Origin of the sequence: Pantoea allii, assembly GCF_002307475.1 — a bacterium.
Lineage (GTDB): Bacteria > Pseudomonadota > Gammaproteobacteria > Enterobacterales > Enterobacteriaceae > Pantoea > Pantoea allii.
The window spans coordinates 91,525-114,962 of record NZ_NTMH01000034.1 but is presented as its reverse complement, the minus strand read 5'-3'; the positions used below and the strand labels follow the sequence as shown (position 1 = coordinate 114,962).

At 55.5% G+C, this 23,438-nt stretch carries 15 protein-coding genes; 13 read left to right on the top strand and 2 right to left on the bottom strand.

The window, feature by feature from the left end; genetic code table 11:
- The first annotated feature begins 666 nt into the window (after window positions 1-666).
- From rppH to recD, 12 genes are all read left to right on the top strand, one after another.
- Window positions 667-1,194, top strand: a complete 528-nt coding sequence (rppH, locus tag CMR03_RS13650; RefSeq protein ID WP_013026988.1) for an RNA pyrophosphohydrolase — start codon at window positions 667-669, stop codon at window positions 1,192-1,194.
- A gap of 12 nt (window positions 1,195-1,206) precedes the next feature.
- Window positions 1,207-3,453, top strand: coding sequence for a phosphoenolpyruvate--protein phosphotransferase (gene ptsP / locus CMR03_RS13645; RefSeq protein ID WP_096011764.1), 2,247 nt, complete (start codon window positions 1,207-1,209; stop codon window positions 3,451-3,453).
- 109 nt (window positions 3,454-3,562) lie between these two features.
- Window positions 3,563-4,444, top strand: a complete 882-nt coding sequence (gene lgt / locus CMR03_RS13640; RefSeq protein WP_063881243.1) for a prolipoprotein diacylglyceryl transferase — start codon at window positions 3,563-3,565, stop codon at window positions 4,442-4,444.
- Entirely contained in the window at window positions 4,441-5,235 is a 795-nt protein-coding gene (gene thyA, locus CMR03_RS13635) for a thymidylate synthase (protein WP_063880788.1), read from the top strand. The genes lgt and thyA overlap by 4 nt, the downstream gene beginning before the upstream one ends.
- A 192-nt stretch (window positions 5,236-5,427) precedes the next feature.
- Window positions 5,428-5,898, top strand: coding sequence for a prepilin peptidase-dependent protein (locus CMR03_RS13630; protein WP_096011763.1), 471 nt, complete (start codon window positions 5,428-5,430; stop codon window positions 5,896-5,898).
- Window positions 5,895-6,422, top strand: a complete 528-nt coding sequence (locus CMR03_RS13625; protein ID WP_096011762.1) for a prepilin peptidase-dependent protein — start codon at window positions 5,895-5,897, stop codon at window positions 6,420-6,422. Before CMR03_RS13630 ends, CMR03_RS13625 begins: the two co-directional genes overlap by 4 nt.
- A complete protein-coding gene (locus CMR03_RS13620) occupies window positions 6,419-6,823 on the top strand; it encodes a DUF2509 family protein (protein WP_096011761.1) in 405 nt (134 codons plus the stop codon). Before CMR03_RS13625 ends, CMR03_RS13620 begins: the two co-directional genes overlap by 4 nt.
- Entirely contained in the window at window positions 6,783-7,109 is a 327-nt protein-coding gene (locus CMR03_RS13615; RefSeq protein WP_244181378.1) for a prepilin-type N-terminal cleavage/methylation domain-containing protein, read from the top strand. Before CMR03_RS13620 ends, CMR03_RS13615 begins: the two co-directional genes overlap by 41 nt.
- 113 nt (window positions 7,110-7,222) lie before the next feature.
- A complete protein-coding gene (recC, locus tag CMR03_RS13610) occupies window positions 7,223-10,600 on the top strand; it encodes an exodeoxyribonuclease V subunit gamma (protein WP_096011759.1) in 3,378 nt (1,125 codons plus the stop codon).
- A gap of 100 nt (window positions 10,601-10,700) precedes the next feature.
- Window positions 10,701-13,592 carry a pitrilysin gene (gene ptrA, locus CMR03_RS13605; RefSeq protein WP_096011758.1) on the top strand — a complete coding sequence of 964 codons (2,892 nt, stop codon included), beginning with the start codon at window positions 10,701-10,703 and terminating at the stop codon, window positions 13,590-13,592.
- Window positions 13,589-17,128, top strand: a complete 3,540-nt coding sequence (gene recB, locus CMR03_RS13600) for an exodeoxyribonuclease V subunit beta (RefSeq protein ID WP_096011757.1) — start codon at window positions 13,589-13,591, stop codon at window positions 17,126-17,128. Before ptrA ends, recB begins: the two co-directional genes overlap by 4 nt.
- Window positions 17,125-18,972 carry an exodeoxyribonuclease V subunit alpha gene (gene recD / locus CMR03_RS13595; protein ID WP_096011756.1) on the top strand — a complete coding sequence of 616 codons (1,848 nt, stop codon included), beginning with the start codon at window positions 17,125-17,127 and terminating at the stop codon, window positions 18,970-18,972. Before recB ends, recD begins: the two co-directional genes overlap by 4 nt.
- Window positions 18,973-19,007: 35 nt before the next feature.
- On the opposite strand, the gene argA is transcribed toward recD, so the two are convergent.
- Window positions 19,008-20,336, bottom strand: a complete 1,329-nt coding sequence (argA, locus tag CMR03_RS13590) for an amino-acid N-acetyltransferase (RefSeq protein WP_096011755.1) — start codon at window positions 20,334-20,336, stop codon at window positions 19,008-19,010.
- Between the two features lie 233 nt (window positions 20,337-20,569).
- Between argA and amiC the strand changes: the two genes are divergently transcribed.
- Window positions 20,570-21,814: an N-acetylmuramoyl-L-alanine amidase AmiC gene (gene amiC / locus CMR03_RS13585; RefSeq protein ID WP_096011754.1), complete on the top strand. Its 1,245-nt coding sequence runs from the start codon at window positions 20,570-20,572 to the stop codon at window positions 21,812-21,814.
- A gap of 141 nt (window positions 21,815-21,955) precedes the next feature.
- Here amiC and dsdA read toward each other — a convergent pair whose 3' ends face one another.
- Window positions 21,956-23,284, bottom strand: coding sequence for a D-serine ammonia-lyase (dsdA, locus tag CMR03_RS13580; RefSeq protein WP_096011831.1), 1,329 nt, complete (start codon window positions 23,282-23,284; stop codon window positions 21,956-21,958).
- Window positions 23,285-23,438 lie beyond the last annotated feature (154 nt).

Sequence of the window (23,438 nt, the reverse complement as noted above, 5' to 3'; positions counted from 1 at the left end):
AATAATTAAGCAGCCTGCAGCAACCTAAGGTTTTCCACAGGAAAGAACGCGGTATAACTCACATAATAACATGAAACATAGTACTTTTTTTTGAAGTGAAATTTGCCTGCTCTCACTAATGTAGCAGGTTATCCCAACTTGCTATCAACAATGAACAGGATCTCACGCCCAGTTATCCACAGAAAAATGGGATAACCCTGGCTGGAACGGCCTACTGGTTCCATTTACAGCCTTGACTTTGCCAGTTTTTGACAAGAATTGGCCGTTTTGATGCAAGCTTAAGCCGATTGCTGTGGATAAAAAGCGTTGTGGTGGATCTTTAGCCAATTGTCAGCGTGAAGGATTTGTCCGGTGGATTTTCAGTGGGTAAAAAGCGGGTTCTGCAAAAAAATTATCTTACATTTCAATTGAAAAAGACAATCTGGTTTTGAGCCTCCTCCGAAGTATCCTGAGATGTTATTCAGTTAACTCCCGCGTTCTGCACAAAGCTATCCACAGAAAACGTGAATAAGATCGCTCTTTTTAGTGTCCTTTGTTTATAACTTCGCATTAGTCTGTGAGTTATCCCAGTATTACGCCTGTAACCGCCCGCAAATCCAGTGGTTTACCGCCTGTAAGGAGTGTGAAACAATCAGACCATTCAATTTTAGCTTTTGAGGTAGTCCGGTGATCGATGATGATGGCTACCGCCCGAATGTTGGTATCGTAATTTGTAACAGGCAGGGGCAAGTGTTATGGGCCAGGCGCTTTGGACAGCACTCCTGGCAATTTCCTCAGGGAGGCATCAATCCCGGTGAAACCGCAGAACAGGCAATGTATCGCGAACTGTTCGAAGAAGTCGGGTTACACCGCAAAGATGTTCGAATACTTGCTTCTACCCGTAACTGGCTACGCTACAAGTTGCCAAAACGTTTGGTGCGTTGGGACACAAAACCGGTTTGTATTGGTCAGAAACAAAAGTGGTTTCTTCTGCAGTTGATGTGTAATGACGCAGATATTAATGTGCAACACAGCAGCACGCCGGAATTCGACGGCTGGCGGTGGGTAAGTTTTTGGTATCCGGTACGTCAGGTTGTTTCTTTTAAGCGCGATGTTTATCGTCGGGTTATGAAAGAATTTGCTGGCGTTGTCATGTCCATGCAGGAGAGTGCGGTGCAGCGAAATCATCCTGCCCATCGACGTAAAAGAGGATAGGCCACGCCCTTTATGCTCACTCAGTTGCGAGAAATTGTTGAAAAGGTGGCGAGTGCGCCACGTCTGAATGAAGCACTCGACATTCTGGTTAATGAGATCTGCCTGGCGATGGAAACGGAAGTTTGTTCCGTCTACCTCGCCGATCACGAACGTCGCTGTTATTACCTGATGGCCACACGCGGCCTGAAAAAACCGCGTGGCTTAACGGTCAAGCTGGCGTTTGATGAAGGTATTGTGGGCCTGGTGGGGCGACTTGCCGAGCCAATTAACCTTGCCGATGCGCAGAGCCATCCCAGCTATAAGTACATCCCTTCTGTAAAGGAAGAGCGCTATCGCTCTTTCCTTGGCGTGCCTATTATCAGCCGCCGTCAGCTCATGGGCGTGTTGGTGGTTCAGCAGCGTGAACATCGACAGTTTGATGAAAGCGAGGAGTCGTTTCTCGTTACCTTAGCCACGCAGCTGGCAGCGCTACTGTCTCAATCGCAGTTGAGTCAGTTGTTCGGTCAGTATCGTCTGGCGCGCATTCGGGCCATTGCTGCCGCGCCAGGTGTCGCTGTCGCTCCGGGATGGGTGGATGAAACCCAGCCGCTGCTTGATCAGGTTTCTGCCGCCTCGACGCTGGATCAGCAACGTGAACGCGAACGTTTATCGCTGGCGATGAGTGAAGCCGCCAATGAATTTCGTCGCTTCAGCAAACGCTTTACCGCCAGCGCGCAGAAAGAGAGCGCGGCGATCTTCGACCTCTACTCACACCTGTTAACTGACGCACGGTTGAAAAAAGATCTCTTTGCTGAGATCGAACGCGGATCGGTCGCCGAGTGGGCGGTCAAAACCGTAATTGAAAAGTTTGCCGCCCAGTTTGCCAGCCTGACGGACAGCTACCTGAAAGAACGCGCAGGCGATCTGCGGGTGCTGGGGCAGCGCTTGTTGTTTCACCTCGATGATTCTCTGGTGGGCGTCAATGCCTGGCCTGAGCGTTTCGTCCTGGTGGCGGATGAACTGACGGCGACAACGCTGGCGGAAATTCCCCACGAGCGGCTGGCGGGGATTGTGGTCCGCGACGGCGCGGCAAACTCCCACGCGGCCATTTTAACCCGCGCGATGGGGATTCCGACCGTCATGGGCGCGGACATTCAGCCCAGTCAGTTAAACAAACGTCTGCTGATTGTCGATGGCTATCGCGGCGAACTGCTGATCGATCCTGAACCGGTGCTGGTGCAGGAGTACCAACGGTTAATCAGTGAGGAAAATGCCCTCAGTAAAATGGCTGAAGGCGGCGTGGACAGGCCTGGCGAACTGAGAAGCGGTCAGCGCGTGCAGGTCATGCTTAATGCGGGGTTAAGCCCGGAGCATGAGCAGACGCTGGGCAGTTGGGTTGACGGTATTGGCCTTTATCGCACTGAAATTCCCTTTATGCTGCAGAGCGGCTTCCCGTCCGAAGAAGAGCAGGTTGCTCAGTATCAGGGCATGTTACAACTGTTCCATGAAAAACCGGTTACGCTGCGCACGCTGGATATCGGGGCAGACAAACAGTTGCCGTACATGCCGATTAGTGAAGAGAACCCTTGCCTGGGCTGGCGGGGCATTCGTCTCACGCTCGACCAACCCGAGATTTTTATGGTGCAGGTGCGCGCCATGCTGCGTGCTAACGCCGCCTCAGGCAATCTGAGCATTTTACTGCCGATGATTAGCCATATCGATGAGATCGACGAGGCCAAACGCCTTATTCAACGCGCCGGCACGGAAGTGGAAGAGATGCTCGGCTATACGATTCCGAAGCCGCGCATCGGGATTATGATTGAAGTGCCTTCCATGGTGTTTATGATCCCGCATTTGGCCTCACGCGTCGATTTTGTGTCTGTCGGGACCAATGACCTGACCCAGTATTTACTGGCGGTGGATCGCAACAATACGCGCGTGGCGAATCTGTATGATTCACTGCATCCGGCGATGCTGCGCGCGCTGCAGGCCATTTCCATTGAAGCCCATTTGGCGAATCTGGAATTATGCTTGTGTGGTGAAATGGCGGGCGATCCGATGTGTGTGGCGCTCTTGATAGGGATGGGATATCACCATCTCAGCATGAACGGCAAGAATGTCTCGCGCGTAAAATATCTGCTGCGCCATCTGGATTACGAAGAAGTGCAGAAACTCAGTACCCAGGCGCTCAAAGCTTACTCGGCGTCAGATGTGCGTCAGCTGGTGTCGGCGTTTATGGAAGAGCGCGGTCTGGGCGGCCTGATTCGGGGTGGGCGTTAACCCAGGTTACATTTCTGCGGCTACTCAGAAAACTGGCTGTGCTATCATGCCCAGCCCTAATTTATGTGCATCACGTCCCCTTTTCAGGGCTGAAAATATACGGTGAATGATGAATAACGGCTATATCGCATTTCCGCAGTTCGATCCGGTAATCTTCTCGATCGGACCGCTTTCGCTTCACTGGTACGGATTGATGTATCTGGTGGGTTTTGTTTTCGCCATGTGGCTGGCGGTGCGTCGGGCGAATAAGCCGGGCAGCGGCTGGAAAAAAGAGGAAGTAGAAAACCTGCTTTACGCCGGTTTCCTGGGTGTTTTCCTGGGTGGACGTATTGGTTACGTGTTGTTTTATAACCTGCCCCTGTTTCTCGATAACCCACTGTACCTGTTCAAAGTCTGGGATGGCGGTATGTCATTCCACGGTGGACTGATTGGCGTGATTCTGGTGATGCTGATCTTCGCTCGCCGTACCAAACGACATTTCTTCCAGGTTTCAGACTTTATTGCGCCTCTGATTCCGTTTGGCCTCGGTGCTGGTCGCCTTGGTAATTTCATCAATGGTGAGTTGTGGGGCCGTGTCGATCCCAACTTCCGTTTTGCCATGCTGTTCCCGGGTTCGCGCAGCGAAGATATCGCGCTGGCGGCCAACAACCCACAATATCAGGCATTACTGAACACTTATGGCGTACTGCCACGTCATCCTTCACAGCTCTATGAGCTGTTTCTTGAAGGTATCGTGCTGTTCATTATCCTGAACCTGTTTATTCGTAAACCCCGCCCGATGGGCAGCGTTTCTGGCCTGTTCCTGATTGGCTACGGCTGCTTCCGCTTTATTGTCGAATTCTTCCGTCAGCCCGACGCACAGCTTGGTTTGCTCACCGGTGGACTCAGCATGGGACAACTGCTGTCTCTGCCCATGATCATTGCCGGTGTGATTATGATGATTTGGGCGTATCGTCGTCGCCCGCAGCAACAACTTCACGAGGAAAAATGAAACAGTATCTGGACTTAATGCGCTACGTGTTGAACGAAGGCACACCAAAATCTGACCGTACCGGTACAGGCACGCTTTCAATTTTTGGTCACCAGATGCGTTTTAATCTGCAGGATGGTTTTCCGCTGGTCACCACCAAGAAGTGCCATCTGCGCTCCATCATTCATGAACTGCTCTGGTTTCTGCAAGGCGATACCAACATTGGTTACCTCAAAGAAAACAAGGTTTCAATTTGGGATGAGTGGGCGGATGAACAGGGTAATCTGGGGCCGGTTTACGGCAAGCAGTGGCGCAGCTGGGGCACGGCAAGCGGCCAGGAGATTGATCAAATTACCAAGGTGATTGAACAACTGAAACGCGATCCGGATTCCCGCCGCATTATTGTGTCCGCCTGGAACGTCGGTGAGCTGGACGAGATGGCGCTGGCACCTTGTCATGCATTTTTCCAGTTCTACGTTGCCGACGGCAAACTGTCCTGCCAGCTTTACCAGCGCTCTTGCGACATCTTTCTCGGCCTGCCGTTTAATATCGCGAGTTATGCGCTGCTGGTGCATATGGTGGCGCAGCAGTGCGATCTGGAAGTGGGCGATTTCGTCTGGACCGGGGGCGATACGCACCTGTACAGCAATCACCTTGAGCAGGCTCGCCTGCAGCTAACGCGTGAGCCGCGGCCCCTGCCTAAGCTTATTATCAAGCGCAAGCCAGCGTCGCTGTTCGATTATCACTTCGACGATTTCGAGATTGAAGGCTACGATCCGCATCCAGCGATTAAAGCGCCGGTTGCCGTTTAAATCTCGCCCCATAAAAAACCCCGGTATTGCGCTGTATACCGGGGTTTTTTATTGTTTGTCTGGCGTAACATTGCGGCGTTGATCGCAAACTTTTGTTTAAACACAACAACCAGATAAACGCCTCTGCAGCGCCGCTTCCCGTTCCTGGTTTTTCACTTTGCCAGACCGCCCGCCACACCGCACTCTACTGCCATGAAAAAACAAACGTCAAAAGGTTTCACGCTGGCAGAGCTGCTGTTCGTCATGGTGATTGTCGGTATTCTCAGTGCATTTGCCACTCAGGGCTGGCAACGCTGGCAGCAGCGTCAACAGCTACGGGACAGCGCCCGGCAGCTGCAGAACTTTCTGCTCAGCGTGCGGGCGCAGGCCAACTGGCAAAACCGCGACTTTATTCTGTGGGCGCGCACGACCCAGCCCTGGTGCGTTGGTGTAGCCGAACCACCGGTCAACGGCTGTGAGGCCGCCAGGCGTCTGCATTTTATTGCGCCGCACGCGGATGTCGCCTTGCAGCCGTTGCGCGGTGAACCCGGTTTTTACGGACGCCGCAACGTTGCCAAAGCCGGTAGCATTGAGCTGGTGAATGCGGCAGGACGAATGCGGCTGATTATCTCTTCACGGGCACGGATTCGCCTGTGTCTGGCAGATGAAGTGGGATGTGAATGAAAATGGCCGGATTTAGCCTGCTGGAAATGCTGATTGCGATGTCCATCAGTGCGGTACTGATGGTCGGGGCGGGGCGCTTTATGCCGCTGCTGCTGGGTGAAAATCTCAGGCTGCAACAGCGGGTGCAGTTGCGCCTGGAGTTGCAGCAAATACTGTCTACCCTGGAAAAAGCCGTGCGCAGGGCGGGATATTGCCAGGGAGAATGTGGCAGCGGGGGAGTGACGGTAGCGGAGAGCTGTCTGCTTATCCGCATTGATGAAAACAGCAACGGTCACTGGGAAGGTATCAGCCACAGCGAAAGCGACTATTACGGCTATCGTCTGCGGCAAAAACAGCTGGAGATGCAGCGCGGTGTGGATAACTGTAACGGCGGTGGATGGGAGCGCTTGTCCGATCCCGCTTTTCTCTCTGTAGAAGCCTTTGATGTGCAGCGGGAAGGCCGCCTGATCAACATTTTGCTGCAGGGCCGGTCTGGTCAACAGGACGAAACGGTAGCGCGCTGGGTCGAGGGCATGAATTTGTGAAGGCGCAGGGCAACAGTGCGCTGGGCATGGTGTTGATCATCATGCTGACAGGGAGCCTGACGCTGCATGCCAGCCGTGAGATGCTGGCGCAGGGGATGAGCGGAGTGGCCGATGAACAGCGTTTCATTCAGGGATTCTGGCAGGCGCAGTCGGCGCTGCAGTGGGGGCTGACATTACAGTGGCCGGAACAACAGACGTTGACCTGCCAGCAGGAGAAACAGTATGGCTGGCAGAGCTGCCTGCAGAGAACCGCAGATGATAAGGGATTGCTTAAAGGTGAAGACCGCACCAGTGAGATGGCCTCGTGGCACTGGGTCAGGGTGCAGGGCAGCCGTCTTCATCCCTTGCCGCAAGGCTGGATTGACTACTGCCCGCTGGCCGCGCCGGAAGACTGCTTCTGATGCGGGAGGGTTCAGCCTGCCGGAAGCCCTGTTTGCTCTGCTCCTGATGGCCGTCAGCACCAGCGCTCTGCTGCAGTATCACCGGGTGCTGACGCTGGGATTCAGTCAGCAGTGGCAACAACGCGAAGCCTGGCGCGTGGCAGAGCAACGGCTGCTCGGCCACGAGGTGCCGGGCTGGCAATCCCGGTCAGAGAAAACCCAGGGGCCGGCGGGCTGTGTGCTGGAAAAAGCCGAGGTAAGCGGGCCGCATCAACGTCACGCCAGCCTGATGCGTGTAACCTGTTAACCGCCAGGGGGCGCTATCGCCCACCGCCTTTTGTTAGGCTTCAAATGCGATACGCGGTAGAGTGAATACCCTCTGACGTCGCTATGCCGTTTTGATTTTCCACAGGAGTTTTCATGTTTCACGTTTATCACTCTAATCAGCTTGATCTGCTCAAAAGCCTGGCAGCCAGAGTGATTAAACTGGACCCACTTGACGATCCCTTCGCCTCAGAAATGGTTCTGGTACAGAGTCCGGGCATGGCGCAATGGTTACAGATGGAACTGGCACAAACCTTTGGTATTGCGGCGAATATCGAATTCCCGCTACCGGCCAGCTTTATCTGGGAAATGTTTGTTCGCGTCCTGCCGGACATTCCGGTCGAAAGCGCCTTCAGTAAAGCCAGCATGAGCTGGAAACTGATGCACCGTTTACCCTCACTGCTGCGCCAGGATGAGTTTGCCTCGCTGCGTCATTACCTGAGCGACGATGGCGACAAGCGCAAGCTGTTTCAGCTCAGCGCCCGTATCGCTGACCTGTTTGACCAGTATCTGGTTTATCGCGCCGACTGGCTGAACAACTGGGAACGTGGCCAAAACATTGACGGCCTGGGCGATGCCCAGATCTGGCAGGCGGCGCTGTGGCGTGACTTAGTGAATTACACCGAGGAACTGGGCCAGCCTAAATGGCACCGTGCCAACCTCTATGCCCGCTTTATTCATACGCTGGAGCAGGCGCAGACCGCCCCGGCTAACCTGCCCGAGCGGGTTTTTATTTGTGGTATTTCAGCGCTTCCGCCGGTCTATCTGCAGGCGTTGCAGGCGCTGGGCCGCCACATTGATATTTATCTGCTGTTCACGAATCCCTGCCGCGATTACTGGGGTGACATTCAGGATTATGCCTTTCTGGCGAAGTTACAAAGTCGCCAGCGTCGCCGCCACGATCGGGACGAATACCGTGGATTGTTTAGTGACGCGGCACACGCGCCTGCGCTGTTCAGTGAGCAGGGCGAGCAGCAGCTGACAAACCCGCTCCTGGCCTCCTGGGGCAAGCTGGGGCGCGATAATCTTTATCTGCTCAGCCAGATGGATCTCAATAGCGAAATTGACGCCTTTGTCGATGTTGAAGAAGACAACCTGCTACACAGCATGCAGCACGATCTTCTCAACCTGCAGGACAACGCGGTGATTGGCCTGACGGCGGAGGAACTGGCCTACAGCGGACAAAAGCGTCAGCTGGACCCCGAGGATCGCTCGATCGCCATACAGGTCTGCCACAGCGCGCAACGCGAAGTGGAAGTGCTGCAGGATCATTTACTGGCGCTGATGGAGGCCAGTCCAGGGTTAAAAGCGCGCGATATTATCGTCATGGTGGCAGACATTGACGCTTATGCGCCCTTTATTCAGGCCGTGTTTGCCAATGCGCCGACCGAACGCTATCTCCCCTTTGCCATCTCTGACCGTCGGGCCAGCCAGGCGCATCCGGCGATTGTCGCTTTTTTGCAGTTACTGGCGCTGCCCGACAGCCGTTTTGTCTCAGAGGATGTGCTGGCGCTGCTGGACGTACCCGCCTTAGCGAATCACTTCTCTATTGATGAGAGCGGACTGCGTTTACTGCGGCGCTGGGTAAGTGAGTCCGGCGTGCGTTGGGGGCTGGATGATGCCAGCGTTGAGGCATTGTCCTTGCCAGTTACCGGTCAGCACACCTGGCGCTTTGGCCTGCAACGCATGCTGCTTGGCTATGCGATGGAAAGTCAGCATGGCGACTGGCAGGGCATTTTACCTTACGATGAGTCGAGCGGGCTGGTGGCCGAACTGGCGGGCCATTTGGCCGAACTGTTGTCACGGCTTAATCACTGGCGTCAGGTCTTGTCCGAACCGCGCCCGCTGGAAGCCTGGCTGCCTTTATGCCGCGAGCTGCTCAATGCGTTCTTTACGGCCGATACGGAAACTGAAGCCGCATTACTGCTGGTGGAAGAGCAGTGGAAGGCGCTGATTGAATATGGCATGGACGCACGTTTCGATGAGCCGATCCCGGTGGTATTGCTGCGTGACGATCTGCGCGGTCGGCTGGACCAGCAGCGCATCAGCCAACGCTTTCTTGCCGGGCAAATCAACTTTTGTACCCTGATGCCGATGCGCTCCATTCCTTTCCGTGTCGTATGCTTACTGGGCATGAATGACGGCGTTTATCCGCGCACCTTAGCGCCGCTGGGATTTGACCTGATGCAGCAGCAGTCGCGCAAAGGCGACCGCAGCCGACGTGATGATGACCGCTACCTGTTTCTGGAGGCCCTGATTTCGGCACAGCAACAGCTCTATATCAGCTATATCGGACGCGCAATCCAGGACAACACCGAACGCTATCCCTCTGTACTGGTCACTGAATTACTGGAGTATATCGGGCAAAGTTTTTACCTGCCCGGTGATGAGGATCTGGATCTGGACGAGAGCGCACTGCGGGTCAGGGCGCATCTGGAACATTTACACAGCCGCATGCCGTTTGCGCCGGAAAACTTCCAGCCCGCGTCGACGGCACGCAGCTTTGCCCGCGAGTGGCTCCCGGCTGCGCAAGGCACCGGCCAGCCGCAACCTGATTTTGTCCAGCCCCTGCTCACTCCGCCCGTAGAGACACTCGCCCTGGAGCAGTTCCTGCGATTCTGGCGTCATCCGGTTCGGGCCTGGTTTCAGCAACGTCTGGGCGTCAGTTTCTGGCTTGAGGAAAATGAACTGCCCGATAGCGAGCCTTTTGCCCTGGACAGCCTGGAGCGTTACCAGATTAATGCCCAGTTACTGAATGCATTGGTGACGGGCGATGACACCGATCGTCTTTATGCACATCATCGCGCCGCAGGAAACTTACCTTACGGTGCCTTTGGCGAGCTGTTCTGGCAGGCTCAGCGCGAAGAGATGCAGGAGGTGGCGGCGGAAGTGAGCAGTCAACGTAGCGAAGGTGAAAGCTGGGAGATCAATCTGGATCTGGACGGCGTCAGGTTATCCGGTTGGCTGACCCAGGTGCAGAGCGATGGTCTGTTGCGCTGGCGTCCGGGCGTGCTGAATATCAATGATGGTTTATTACTGTGGCTCGAGCATTTAGTTTATTGTGCACTGGGCGGTAACGGCAGAAGCCGGATGTTTGGCCGAAAGCACAGTTACTGGTGCTTCCACGCCGTTACGCCGGATGACGCCATCGCCACGTTAGCGCGCTACATGCAAGGTTATCTGCAGGGAATGCGGGAACCCTTAATGCTGCTGACCAAAAGCGGCGGTGCCTGGCTCAACGCCTGTTTCGATAAAAAAAGCCAACAGTTCCTGACGGATGAGGCGACTCAGCTCAAAGCCCGTAATAGTTTACTGGCGGCCTGGGTGGGCGGTTATCAGCAGGAGGGCGAGGGGAGCGATCCCTATTTGCAGCGGTTGTGCAGGGCACTGGACGCGTCTCATGTACAGCGCATAACCGAGGCCGCGGAGCACTGGTACTTGCCGGTACTGCAGGCTCATCAGGACGATCGGTAAGTCACACCTTTACAGGTGATGAGAACACCAAAAACGTTTGTTGTATTTTCAGCCGTCGATGCGCTGGCAAGGCGGCTTTTGGGTAACGTAAGAGGTTTACATGCGCACACATGCACGCTTGATCCTGGCTATCCTGTTCAGCCTGGTGGCATTTACGGTTCAGGCCGAGACCGGCCCCGGCTGGCAGCCCGTTAACAGTACCATTGGTAAAAGCCAACAGGATTCGCGCCAGTATCAGGCGATCACGCTGAATAATGGCATGACCGTGCTGCTGGTATCAGACAAGGATGCACCCAAGTCGCTGGCGGCCTTAACGCTGCCGATTGGTTCACTGGACGATCCAGCGCAACAGCCTGGCCTGGCGCATTACCTTGAACACATGGTGCTGATGGGCTCAACGCGTTATCCGCAGCCTGACAGCCTGGCTGACTTCCTCAAGAAGCACGGGGGCAGTCACAACGCCAGTACCGCATCCTATCGCACGGCTTATTACCTTGAAGTGGAAAACGATGCGCTTGAGCCTGCCGTCGATCGTCTTGCGGACGCGATTGCTGAGCCGTTGCTGGACCCGGTCAATGCTGACCGGGAACGCCACGCAGTCAATGCCGAGCTGACCATGGCGCGTGCGCGTGACGGTTTGCGCATGGGGCAGGTCAGTGCCGAAACGATCAATCCGGCCCATCCGGCAGCACACTTTTACGGGGGCAATCTGGAAACGCTACGGGATAAGCCGGGTAGTAACCTGCATCATGCGTTGCTGGACTTTTACCATGGTCACTATTCAGCCAATCTGATGAAGGCGGTTATCTACAGTAATCAATCCCTGGCCCAGATGGCCGCCATTGCGGCCAACACCTTTGGTCGGGTGGCGAACCACAATGCCAGCGTCCCCGCGATTAGCGAGCCGGTCGTCACGGAAGCACAGCAGGGCATTATTATTCATTATGTGCCTGCACAACCCCGTAAACAGTTGAAAATCGAGTTCCGTATCCCGAATAACAGTGACCGCTTCCGCAGCAAAACGGACACGCTCATCGGCTATTTAATGGGCAACCGTAGCCCAAATACGCTGGCAGACTGGCTGCAAAAACAGGGGCTGGCCGATGGCGTCAGCGCAGGGGCCGACCCTGTCACCGAACGCAACAGCGGCGTTTTTACGGTCAACGTGTCGTTAACCGATAAAGGCCTTGCCCAGCGCGATGAAGTGGTTGTGGCCGTCTTTAGCTACATCTCTATGCTGCGAGAAAAAGGCATCGATCGCCGCTATTTCGACGAAGTTTCCCGTGTTCTGGCGCTGGATTTCCGTTATCCCTCCATCACGCGCAATATGGATTATATCGAATGGCTGGCCGATACGATGCTGCGTGTGCCGGTGGAGCACACGCTGGATGCGCCTTACCTTGCCGACCAGTATGATGCTGAGGCGATTCAGGGCCGTCTTAACAGCATGACGCCGCAGAATGCACGCATCTGGTACATCAGCCCACAGGAACCGCACAACAAGCTGGCCTATTTTGTCAACGCGCCTTATCAGGTTGATAAGATCACCGCTCAGACGTTTACCCAGTGGCAGCAGCGCGGGCGTGACATGCAATTCGCGATGCCCGTACTGAATCCCTACATTCCTGATGATTTCTCGCTGGTTGCTACCGGGGACAAGGTCTACCGCCATCCGGTGAAGCTGGATAACGATTACGGTATGCGCATTTACTGGATGCCAAGCCAGTTCTATAGCAGTGAACCCAAAGCCAGCATTACCGTCGCGCTGCGAAATCAGCAGGCCATCAGCGATGCGCGCCAACAGGTGCTGTTTGGTCTGAACGACTATCTGGCCAGCCTCGCGCTGGATGAGCTGAGTTCGCAGGCGTCGATTGGCGGGATCAGTTTCTCGACCAGTGAAAACGATGGCCTGGTCTTTAACGCCAGTGGCTTTACGCAACGCCTGCCCGCGTTACTCAAACAGTTAGTTGATCGTTACAGCACCTTCCGGCCCAGTGAATCTCAGCTTGAGCAGGCCAAATCTTGGTACCTGGAACGGCTGGATGCGGCCGAAAAAGGCAAAGCCTTTGAGCAGGCGATTCAGCCTATGCAGCTGTTATCGCAACTGCCTTACACTCAGCGCGAGACAAGGCGCAAACTGGTGAGCGGCATTACGCTGGATGAGGTGGTGGCCTACCGTGATGCGTTAATTAAAAATGCCACGCCGGAAATGATGGCGGTGGGCAATCTCAGCGCCGACAGCGTGACCCAACTGGGGCGCGATCTGAAACAACAGATGCAGTGTGGAGGTATTCACTACTGGCACAGCAACTACCTCAGCGTTGAAAAGCCGCTGAAGGCGAATCTGGAACAGCACGGTAGCAGCACAGACTCTGCGCTGGCGGCACTCTATATTCCCCTGGGCTATGACGAATACCAAAGCATGGCGAACAGCGCGATGCTCAGCCAGATCGTGCAGCCCTGGTTTTACAACCAGCTGCGTACAGAAGAGCAACTGGGCTATGCCGTGTTTGCCTTCCGGATGCCAGTAGGACGCCAGTGGGGAATCGGTTTTCTGTTGCAAAGTAACAGCAAGCAGCCCGCTTATCTGATGCAGCGCTATCAGGCATTCTATCCGCAGGCAGAGCAGCGGCTTCGCACGATGAGCCAGGCCGACTTTACCCAGTACCAGCAGGCGATGCTCAACGATCTTAAACAGCGTCCGCAAACGCTAAATGAAGAAGCCGATCGTTTTAGCCGTGATTTTGATCGCCAGAACTACGATTTTGATACCCGGCAAAAGCTGATGGAGCAGGTCCAGCTGCTTACGCCAGCCGGTCTGGCCGATTTCTTTCATCAGGCCGTGATGCAGAAAAAAGGGATGGCAATGACGTCGCAGATAGCTGGTAGCGGCGAGCGCAAAATTGAATTTGCTCCACTACCTGGCTGGAGAACCTGGCAGGAAATCGCCAAACTGCAGCAGTCGCTGCCGGTAAAGAGTGAAATCCAATGATGCAGTCAAGGCCCGAGTCACTTGACCCGTTAACGCTGCCGCTGAACGGCGAGCGATTAATTGAGGCGTCAGCGGGGACCGGTAAAACGTTCACTATCGGCCTGCTTTATTTACGCCTGCTGTTAGGGTTGGGCGGTGAGTATGCCTGGCGCAGGCCACTGTCCGTCGAAGAAATTCTGGTGGTGACCTTTACCGAAGCCGCCACGGCGGAGCTTCGCGGCCGTATTCGTGACAATATCCATCAGCTACGGCTGGCCTGCGTGCGCGGTAAAAGTCAAAACCCGATGCATCAACAGCTGATTGCACAAATCCCTGACCTGCCACAGGCGGCGTCACAGCTGCTGGCGGCCGAGCGGCAAATGGACGAAGCGGCTATTTTCACCATCCACGGCTTCTGTCAGCGCATGCTTAACCTGAACGCGTTTGAATCGGGGATGCTGTTCGAGCAGGAGCTGATTGAAAACGAACAAACCCTGCTCCGGCAGGCGACGGCCGATTTCTGGCGTCGTCAGTGTTACCCGCTGTCGCTGGATGTGGCCAGAGTGATTGCGGCGGAGTGGAGCGGGCCAGACAGTTTGCTGACCACGCTACGACCCTGGCTACAGGGGGAATCGCCAACGCTCAGGCATCCGCCTCGTGCAGATGAAACCCTGGCCTCACGTCATGCGGCCAATCTTCAGCGTATCAACGCCCTTAAGCAGCAGTGGCAGGCCGCCAGCGACGATGTGGAAGGCATTATTACCGCGTCTGGCGTTGATAAACGCAGTTATAGCAGTAAGCACTTACCTAACTGGGTTACCAAAGTGACGCAGTGGGCACAGAGTGAGACGCTTGATTATCAGTATCCCAAAGAGCTGGAGCGCTTTGGACAGCAGGTGCTGCATGAGAAAACGAAAAAGGGCGAGGCGCCACAGCATTCCCTGTTTGACGCGGTGGATCGGTTCCTGGCAGAACCGCTAACGTTACGCGATGTCATTATCTGGCAGGCCCTGACTGAGGTCCGCGAAGCAGTCCAGCGTGAGAAGCGTCAGCGTGCATTACTGGGCTTTGATGACCTGTTAAGTCGTCTGGATGAGGCGCTTCAGCAGCCGGGCGGGGTGCTTCTGGCTGAAACCATTCGTAGCCGTTTTCCGGTGGCGTTGATCGATGAATTTCAGGATACCGACCCACAGCAGTATCGCATCTTCCGCACGCTGTATATTCATCAGCCAGACTTAGCGCTGCTGCTTATCGGCGATCCCAAGCAGGCTATCTATGCTTTCCGTGGCGCGGATATTTTTACCTATCTGCGCGCCCGGAGTGAAGTTAGTGCTCACTACACATTAGATACCAACTGGCGTTCGTCCCCAGAAATGGTGGACAGCGTTAACCGGTTGTTTTCGCAGGTCGATGCGCCGTTTCTGTTCTCTTCGATCCCTTTTCTCCCGGTCAGTCCGGCTGCGCCCAACCAGGACTTGAAACTGATTTACCAGCAACAGCCGCAGCCCGCCTTACGCTTCTGGCTTCAGCCGGGAGAAGGCGTTGGAGTAAGTGATTACCAACAATTTATGGCACAGCAGTGTGCTGCAGACATCAGCCGCTGGCTGGTGGCGGGACAGCAGGGACAGGCGCAGATTGGCAAAGGTGATGCCCTACAGCCGGTTAAAGCATCGGACATTACCGTGCTGGTACGCAGCCGGACCGAGGCCAGTCTGATCCGCGATGCGCTGAACAGCCTGGCGATTCCCTCGGTTTATCTGTCCAGTCGCGACAGCGTTTACACTACGCCCGAAGCGCGTGAGCTGTTGTGGCTTTTACAGGCGGTTCAGTCTCCTGAGCAGGAGCGATTACTGCGCAGCGCGCTGGCGACATCCATCTTCGCGATTGATGCCGCAGAACTGGACACTCTGACGCAGAACGAACGCGACTGGGATGCGCTGGTAGAGCAGTTTGTCAGCTGGCAGCAAATCTGGCATCAGCGTGGTGTTTTACCCATGCTGCGTGACGTGATGATCAAGCGGCAGTTGGCCGAAAATATGCTGGCGTCAGACAACGGTGAACGGCGCTTAACCGATCTGATGCACCTGGGTGAATTACTGCAGGAAGCCGCGGTTCAACTCGACAGCACGCATGCGCTGGTGCGTTTTCTGGCGCAGCAAATTGCCCGTCCCGACAACCAGGCCTCCAGCCAGCAGCTGCGGCTGGAAAGCGATCGCCACCTGGTGCAAATCGTCACCATTCATAAATCGAAAGGGCTGCAGTATCCTCTGGTCTGGCTGCCCTTTGCCGCCGGCTTCCGCGAGGCCGCCAGCGCCCTGTATCACGATCGCGAAAGCTTTGCCGCGATGCTGGACGTGCAGGGCGATGAGCAAAGCCTGACGCTGGCAGAAGAGGAGCGGCTGGCAGAAGACTTGCGTCTGCTTTATGTGGCGCTTACCCGCTCGGTGTACCACTGCAGCGTGGGCATTGCGCCGCTGATCAAAGGGGCACGTAAAAAAGAAGGCGAGAGCGATCTGCACAAAAGCGCGCTCGGTTATCTGGTCCAGCGCGGTGAAACTGCCGATGCCGCACAGCTCAGCCAGCATCTGCAGGCGCTTGAGGGGGCGGGCATTGAGGTCATAAGCAGCGAACTCCAGCCCGGCGCGATCTGGCATGAAGGCGAAGGTCGTGACGATGCGCTGAGTAGTCGGGAAATGACGCGTGCGCTGGCAGACAGCTGGCGCGTCACCAGTTATTCGGGATTACAGCAGCACGGTAGCTCACCGCTGCTGGATGCGTTACCTAAATTTGATATTGATGCCGCGGGTGAAGCGGCAGACGATGAAGACGCTCTGTTAACGCCGCACCATTTTCCTCGCGGCGCCGCACCTGGTACTTTTCTGCACGGACTGTTTGAATCAATTGATTTTACCGAACTGCCAGATGCGATCTGGCTGGAAGACCAGCTGCAGCAAAATGGCTATCCGCTGAGCTGGCTTCCGGTTATTCAGCAGTGGATTGCGCGCGTGCTGACGACGCCGCTTAACAAAGAAGGCCTGACGCTGGCCAGTATCAACAGCAGTGACCGACTTATCGAAATGGAATTCTATCTGCCGATTAACAATTTGCTGACTGCAGCCGATCTGGATGCGCTGGTGCGCCGCTACGATCCCCTGTCGCAGCGCGGAGCTACGCTGGATTTCCGGCAGGTCAAAGGCATGCTGAAAGGCTTTATCGACCTGGTGTTCCGCTGGCAGGGGAAATACTATCTGCTGGATTACAAATCCAACTGGCTGGGTGAAAGCCATGCCGCTTACACGCCCGAGGCGATGGAGCAGGCCATGATCGATCACCGGTACGATCTGCAATATCAGCTGTATACCCTGGCGTTGCACCGTTATCTGCAGCATCGGCTGGCAGGCTACGACTACCAACAGCATTTCGGCGGGGTATTTTACCTGTTTCTGCGCGGCATGGACGGCAGCTCTGCCGATAATGGCATTTTCGCGACCCGACCCGACCCGGCGTTTATTGATGAGATGGATAGGTTGTTTGGCAACACAGAGGAAATGTTATGAGTGATATAAACGCCTTGCTGCTCCAGGCAGTCGAAAAGCGTTTACTGCGTCCTCTGGATATTCAGTTTGCCCGCTTAATCGCGGATGAAACCCAGCCTTTTCTGCTGTTGGCGGCGGCCTGCGTGAGTGCGGATGCCGGAGAAGGCCATGTCTGTCTGCCGCTGGCTAATCTGAGCGAGGCAGGGTTGTTTGCAGGTCGTCAGCCTGCACTGGCCCAGGCTCTGTGGCAGGCTGCAGGCGCACCGGACGATCTGCATGCGCAGCTGGCGGGCTGGTCGGCAGTCAGCGATGGCAGTGCCGTTACCCCGCTGGTGCTGAGCAATCAGCGTTTGTATCTGCATCGTCTGTGGCAGAGCGAAGGGCAGGTTGCGCGCTTTTTCTCATTGCAGCCCGACGAAGGACGCTTCGATTCGCACCGCGCCAGTGAGGTGTTAAACGACCTGTTTGGCAGCCTTCCTGATGACTGGCAAAAGATTGCCGCTGCTGTGGCACTGACGCGCAAAACCGCCGTGATTTCCGGTGGTCCCGGAACCGGTAAAACCACGACGGTAGCAAAACTGCTGGCTGCGCTGATTCGTCTGAATACGCTGCCATTGCGCATACAGCTGGCAGCACCCACCGGAAAAGCGGCGGCCCGTTTAACGGAGTCGCTGGGTAAAGCCCTGCAGGGGCTGGCGGTGAACGAGGAAGAGCGCGCCCGTTTCCCTGCGGAAGCGACGACGCTGCATCGCCTGCTCGGCGCGCAACCCGACACGCAGCGCCTGCGTTATCACGCGGGAAATCCTCTGCATCTGGATGTGCTGGTGGTGGATGAAGCCTCAATGGTCGATCTGACCATGATGGCAAAACTGATTTCCGCCCTGCCTCATCACGCCAGAGTGGTGTTTCTGGGTGATCGCGATCAACTGGCCTCGGTTGAGGCGGGCGCAGTGCTGGGGGACATTTGCCGCTGTAGCGAAACAGGGTTTAGCGCTTCCCGGGCTTTGCAACTGACAACCCTTACCGGTTGTACGCTTGTGGGCAACGACACCGAGGCTGCGCCTGCGGTACGCGACAGCATTTGCCTGCTGCGGCAGAGTTATCGTTTCGATGAGAAGTCCGGAATCGGCCAACTGGCCCGGGCGGTGAATCAGGGCGATGCGCGCCAGATGAAGACTGTTTTCGCCGCAGGGCACCACGACGTTTCTTTTCAGCCGCTCAATGACGGCGACGCTTATCAGGCGATGCTGGACGAGGTGGCGCGGGGCTATGAGGCATATCTGCACGCTGTGCAGCAGCAGGCCGCGCCGGAACAGGCCATCGCGGCATTTAGCCGCTACCAGTTGTTATGTGCCCTGCGTGAAGGGCCGTTTGGCGTACACGGACTGAATCAGCGTATAGAGCAGCGTCTGATGCAGTTGCAGCGCCTTCGCCGTCCTGCGCTGGGCAGCCGCTGGTATTCAGGCCGTCCGGTCATGATCACCCGCAATGACAGCGCGCTTGGGCTGTTTAATGGCGATATTGGTATTACTTTACGTGACGAAGAAGGCCAGCTCAGGGTGTTTTTTCCGTTGCCGGATGGCAGCGTCAAAGCGATTCAGCCCAGCCGTTTACCGTCCCATGAAACCGCATGGGTAATGACGGTACATAAGTCGCAGGGATCAGAATTTGACCATACCGCGTTGGTCATGCCGACTCAGTTTCTGCCGGTGCTGACTCGCGAGCTGGTTTATACCGCCATTACGCGTGCGCGCAGTCAGCTGACCATTTACAGCGATCGCTCAATATTTGAACGTGCCGTACAGCTGCAAACTCAGCGACGCAGTGGACTGGTGGAAAGGTTAGAGGCTGCCGGGCAGGCATAATAAGCAGGGCGGCAGGATGGCCGCCCGGTTGATGGTCAGGTTAAATCGGCCATCAGCACCTTTGAACGGCGCTGATAGTTGTACATCTCTTTCTTACTTTCTGGCAGCGACTCAATATCCACCGGCGTAAAGCCGCGCTCCTGGAACCAGTGAATACTGCGCGTGGTCAGCACGAACAGTTTTTCCAGCCCCATTTGCTTCGCCTGAAGCGCGACGCGCTGCAGCAGCAGCTCACCGCGTGACGAGCTGCGATAATCCGGATGCACTGCGACGCAGGCCATTTCACCAATCTTTTCATCCATAAACGGATAAAGCGCGGCACAGGCTATGGTCAGGTTATCGCGCTGGATAATGGTAAATTTATCGATCTCCATTTCCAACTGTTCGCGTGAACGGCGAACCAGAATGCCTTGCTGCTCCAGTGGGCGAATCAGTTCCAGAATACCGCCGATGTCGTTGATGGTTGCCCGACGGATCTGCTCGGCCGATTCCATTACGATCTGTGTCCCGATGCCGTCGCGCGAGAATAACTCCTGCAGCAGCGCCCCGTCTTCCTGGTAGCTGATTAAATGGCTGCGGCGCACGCCACTGCGACAGGCTTTTACCGCGCCCCGTAAAAAGCGCACGGTGCCCGACAGAAAATCGCCATCGCTTTCCATTTCATCAATACGCGCCTGAGCATCGTTGGGAAAGAGTTCGGAGACAATGTTGCCTTCACGATCGATCACGCCTTGTTCTGAACAGAAGCCAATCATTTTTTCGGCTTTGAGCTTAATCGCTAACTGCGTGGCAACCTCTTCGGACGTCAGGTTAAAACTTTCACCGGTCACCGACACCGCGACCGGGCCAAGCAGCACAATGGCATCGTTATCCAACTGGCGATGAATGGCCTCTTCATCAATACGGCGGATGCGTCCACTGTGGCAGTAGTCTACCCCGTCATCCACACCGAGCGGCTGGGCGATAATAAAGTTACCGCTCACCACGTTAATATGTGCGCCCTGCAGCGGCGTGTTATTGAGGCTCATTGAGAGCCGGGCAGTGATGTCCAGCTGTAACCGACCTGCCGCCTGCTTGACCAGTTCCAGCGATGGTGCATCGGTGACACGGGTATATTTGTGGTAAGCCGGTTCCAGCTGATGTGCCGCCAGGCTGGCATCAATCTGTGGACGTGCGCCATAGACCACGACCAAACGGATGCCAAGACTGTGTAGCAAGCCGATATCGTTGACGATGCTGGAGAAATTCTCATGCTCAATGGCCTCACCGCCAAGCATGATGACGAATGTCTTATCCCGATGCGCATTGATATAGGGAACGGTATGGCGAAAACCCTGAACCAGTTCAGTACTACGTTCCTTCACGGCTAACCCTCAGTGAATGTTTATTCGTATTTTGTGTATTTTTATGCTTTTGACTGCCATTTTGCAAGCGTTAATCCTGACGATAATTTACGTTTTTCTTGATGCTAATGCCGCTAACAGCCTGCATTATTTGGGGTTTCCGGGGTGACATTACCTGGAGGATTGGATAAAGTTTTCGCCGCCATTTTATTTGGTTGCCGTTTTTTTAAACACTATATAACAGCTGGAGTGGCATGTCGGAAGGTAATCCCCTGGTTTCACGTAGACGATTATTAAAAGGTACAGGGGCGCTGTTACTGCTCAGCGTCAGTGGCGTGAGTATGGCTGCCACCCGTCATATTCTGGCGGTGCGCATCTGGCCCTCTTCAACCTACTCGCGTATGACGCTGGAATCGAACGTCGCACTTAAATACAAGCAGTTTGCCCTGACCAATCCTGACCGACTGGTGCTTGATATTGATGGCTTGCATCTCAACGCGGTGCTGAAGGGCGTCAATAAGCACGTGCGCGTTGACGATCCTTTTATTAAAAGCGCCAGAGTGGGGCAGTTTGATGCCAACACCGTGCGCGTGGTACTGGAACTGAAGCGCAACGTTTCCCCTAAAATCTTCAGCCTTGCTCCGGTTTCCACCATCAAACACCGACTGGTGGTCGATCTTTATCCCAGCCAGGATACGGTTGAAGATGATCCTTTACTGGCATTACTTAAAGATTACAACCAGGGCGATCTGGAAAAAAATGAGACGGTGCAGAAGCCTTTACCCGGTAAAGCCGGACGCGATCGACCCATTATCATCATGATCGATCCTGGACATGGCGGCGAAGATCCCGGCGCGCATGGTAAATACAAAACCCGCGAAAAAGATATCGTGCTGAAGATTGGTCGTCGGCTGAAAACCTTGATCGAAAAAGAGCGCAACATGAAGGCTTACATGACCCGCAACGAAGATGTGTTTATTCCGCTTCGGGTGCGCGTCGCCAAAGCGCGCAAGCAACGTGCTGACCTGTTTGTCTCTATCCATGCGGATGCATTCACCAGCCGGGCCGCGCGCGGTTCTTCAGTATTTGCCCTCTCTACCCGCGGCGCGACCTCTGCTGCGGCGCGTTTCCTGGCGCACAGCCAGAACGAAGCCGATCAGATTGGCGGTGTCAGCATGAGTGGCGACCGCTATCTGGATCACACCATGTTTGATATGGTGCAGCGCCAGACCATCCATGACAGCCTGAAGTTTGGCAAAGAAGTGCTGCATCGTCTGGGGCGCATCAATCATCTGCACAAACGTACCGTGGATCAGGCCGGCTTTGCCGTGCTTAAGGCACCCGATATTCCCTCTATCCTGGTGGAAACGGCGTTCATCAGTAATGTGGAAGAAGAACGCAAGTTGCGTACCACGCGCTATCAGCATCAGGTGGCAGAGGCGATACTGGAAGGGATTAAAGCCTATTTCAAAAGCGGTGCCGCACTGGCTCACCGCTAAGTCGCAGGCCGGGGGAAACAGGCTGCTACTGCGTTTCCCGGCCTGCCGTCAGGCGGTGAAAGGCGCGTCAGGCCCGGATGCAGCGTGCGTAATCGCGCATCCCGATGTCCGTTTCGGGGCGCAGCAGGGCTGCCCGGGTGCTCAGCGGCCCTTCGCCAGGTAGCGTGCCATTTCGTCTTCCGGCACCATCCCGCCGCCCGTGGCCCAGACCAGATGTGTCGCCTGGTCCAGTTGCGTCGCGGTAAAACCGTGCAGTTGCAGGTAAGCCGCGGCACCGCAGACGCGCTGGGGGCCAGCCATACCGGCAAGCGCCGAAGGCTCCAGTCGCAGGTCTTCCTCCTGCGCCAGCCAGCTCAGCATGTCATACATACTTTGATCGTCAAGCGTATAAAGCCCGTCCAGCAGGCGCTGCATGGCCCGGCCAACAAAGCCGGAAGCCCGACCCACCGCCAGTCCATCTGCCGCCGTGATATTGTCGATGCCGATGTCCTGCACTGAAATACCCTCATGCAAACCGGTGATGATGCCCAGCAGCATGCAGGGAGAGTGGGTTGGTTCGGCAAACAGGCAGTGAACGTGTTCACCAAAAGCCAGCTTCAGACCAAAGGCGACGCCGCCGGGGCCGCCGCCCACGCCGCAGGGTAAATACACAAACAGGGGATGGTTGCTGTCAACCACGCGTCCCTGTTGTTCAAACTGTGCCTTCAGGCGCTGTCCGGCAACCGCATAACCCAGAAACAGCGTGCGGGAGTTCTCATCGTCAATAAAGAAACCGTCCGGGTCAGATTCTGCTGCTTTACGCCCTTGCTCGACTGCCACGCCATAGTCCTGTTGATATTCCACCACTCTGACGCCGTGACTGCGCAGTTTGGCTTTCTTCCATTCCCGGGCGTCCGCCGACATATGCACAGTCACTTTAAAGCCGAGGCGGGCGCTCATGATGCCAATCGACAGCCCGAGATTGCCGGTTGACCCCACGGCTATGCTGTACTGGCTAAAAAACTGCCGGAAGGCAGGGGAAAGTAGCTTGCTGTAGTTATCTTCCCTGGTCAGCAAACCTGCGCCCAGCGCCAGCTTCTCGGCATGAGTCAGCACTTCATAAATCCCACCACGGGCTTTAATCGAGCCAGAAATCGGCAGGTGGCTGTCTTTCTTTAATAACAGCTTACCTGCAATTTTTTGTCCGTATGCCTGTTCCAGCCGCTTCTGCATCGTCGGGATGGCGACGATCTCTGACTCAATAATGCCGCCCGTGACGGCGGTTTCCGGAAAGGCCTGCGCTATAAAAGGCGCGAACCGGTTCAGACGATCGTGCGCCTCTTTCACATCCTGTGCCGTCAGGCCAACATGAGGAAGGGCTTCCGCGACGCTGGTCGTGGCGGGATTAAACCAGGTGGTTTCGTTGAGCGCGATTAACTCCGCGACCTGCGGGTACTGAGCTGTCAGAGCAGCAATGTTGAGATTATTCATACCAGACCTTTTGGTGTCCGAATGAATCATGAAAGCAGAAATGTATCGGCCAGGGCAATACCTGCGGCACGAATAACCTTCGGTCTGATGGGGCGTTTTTATAAGAGATTAAAAGGGGGAAAGCGGTGGGCTTGTGTCGTTCAGCGGAATTCAG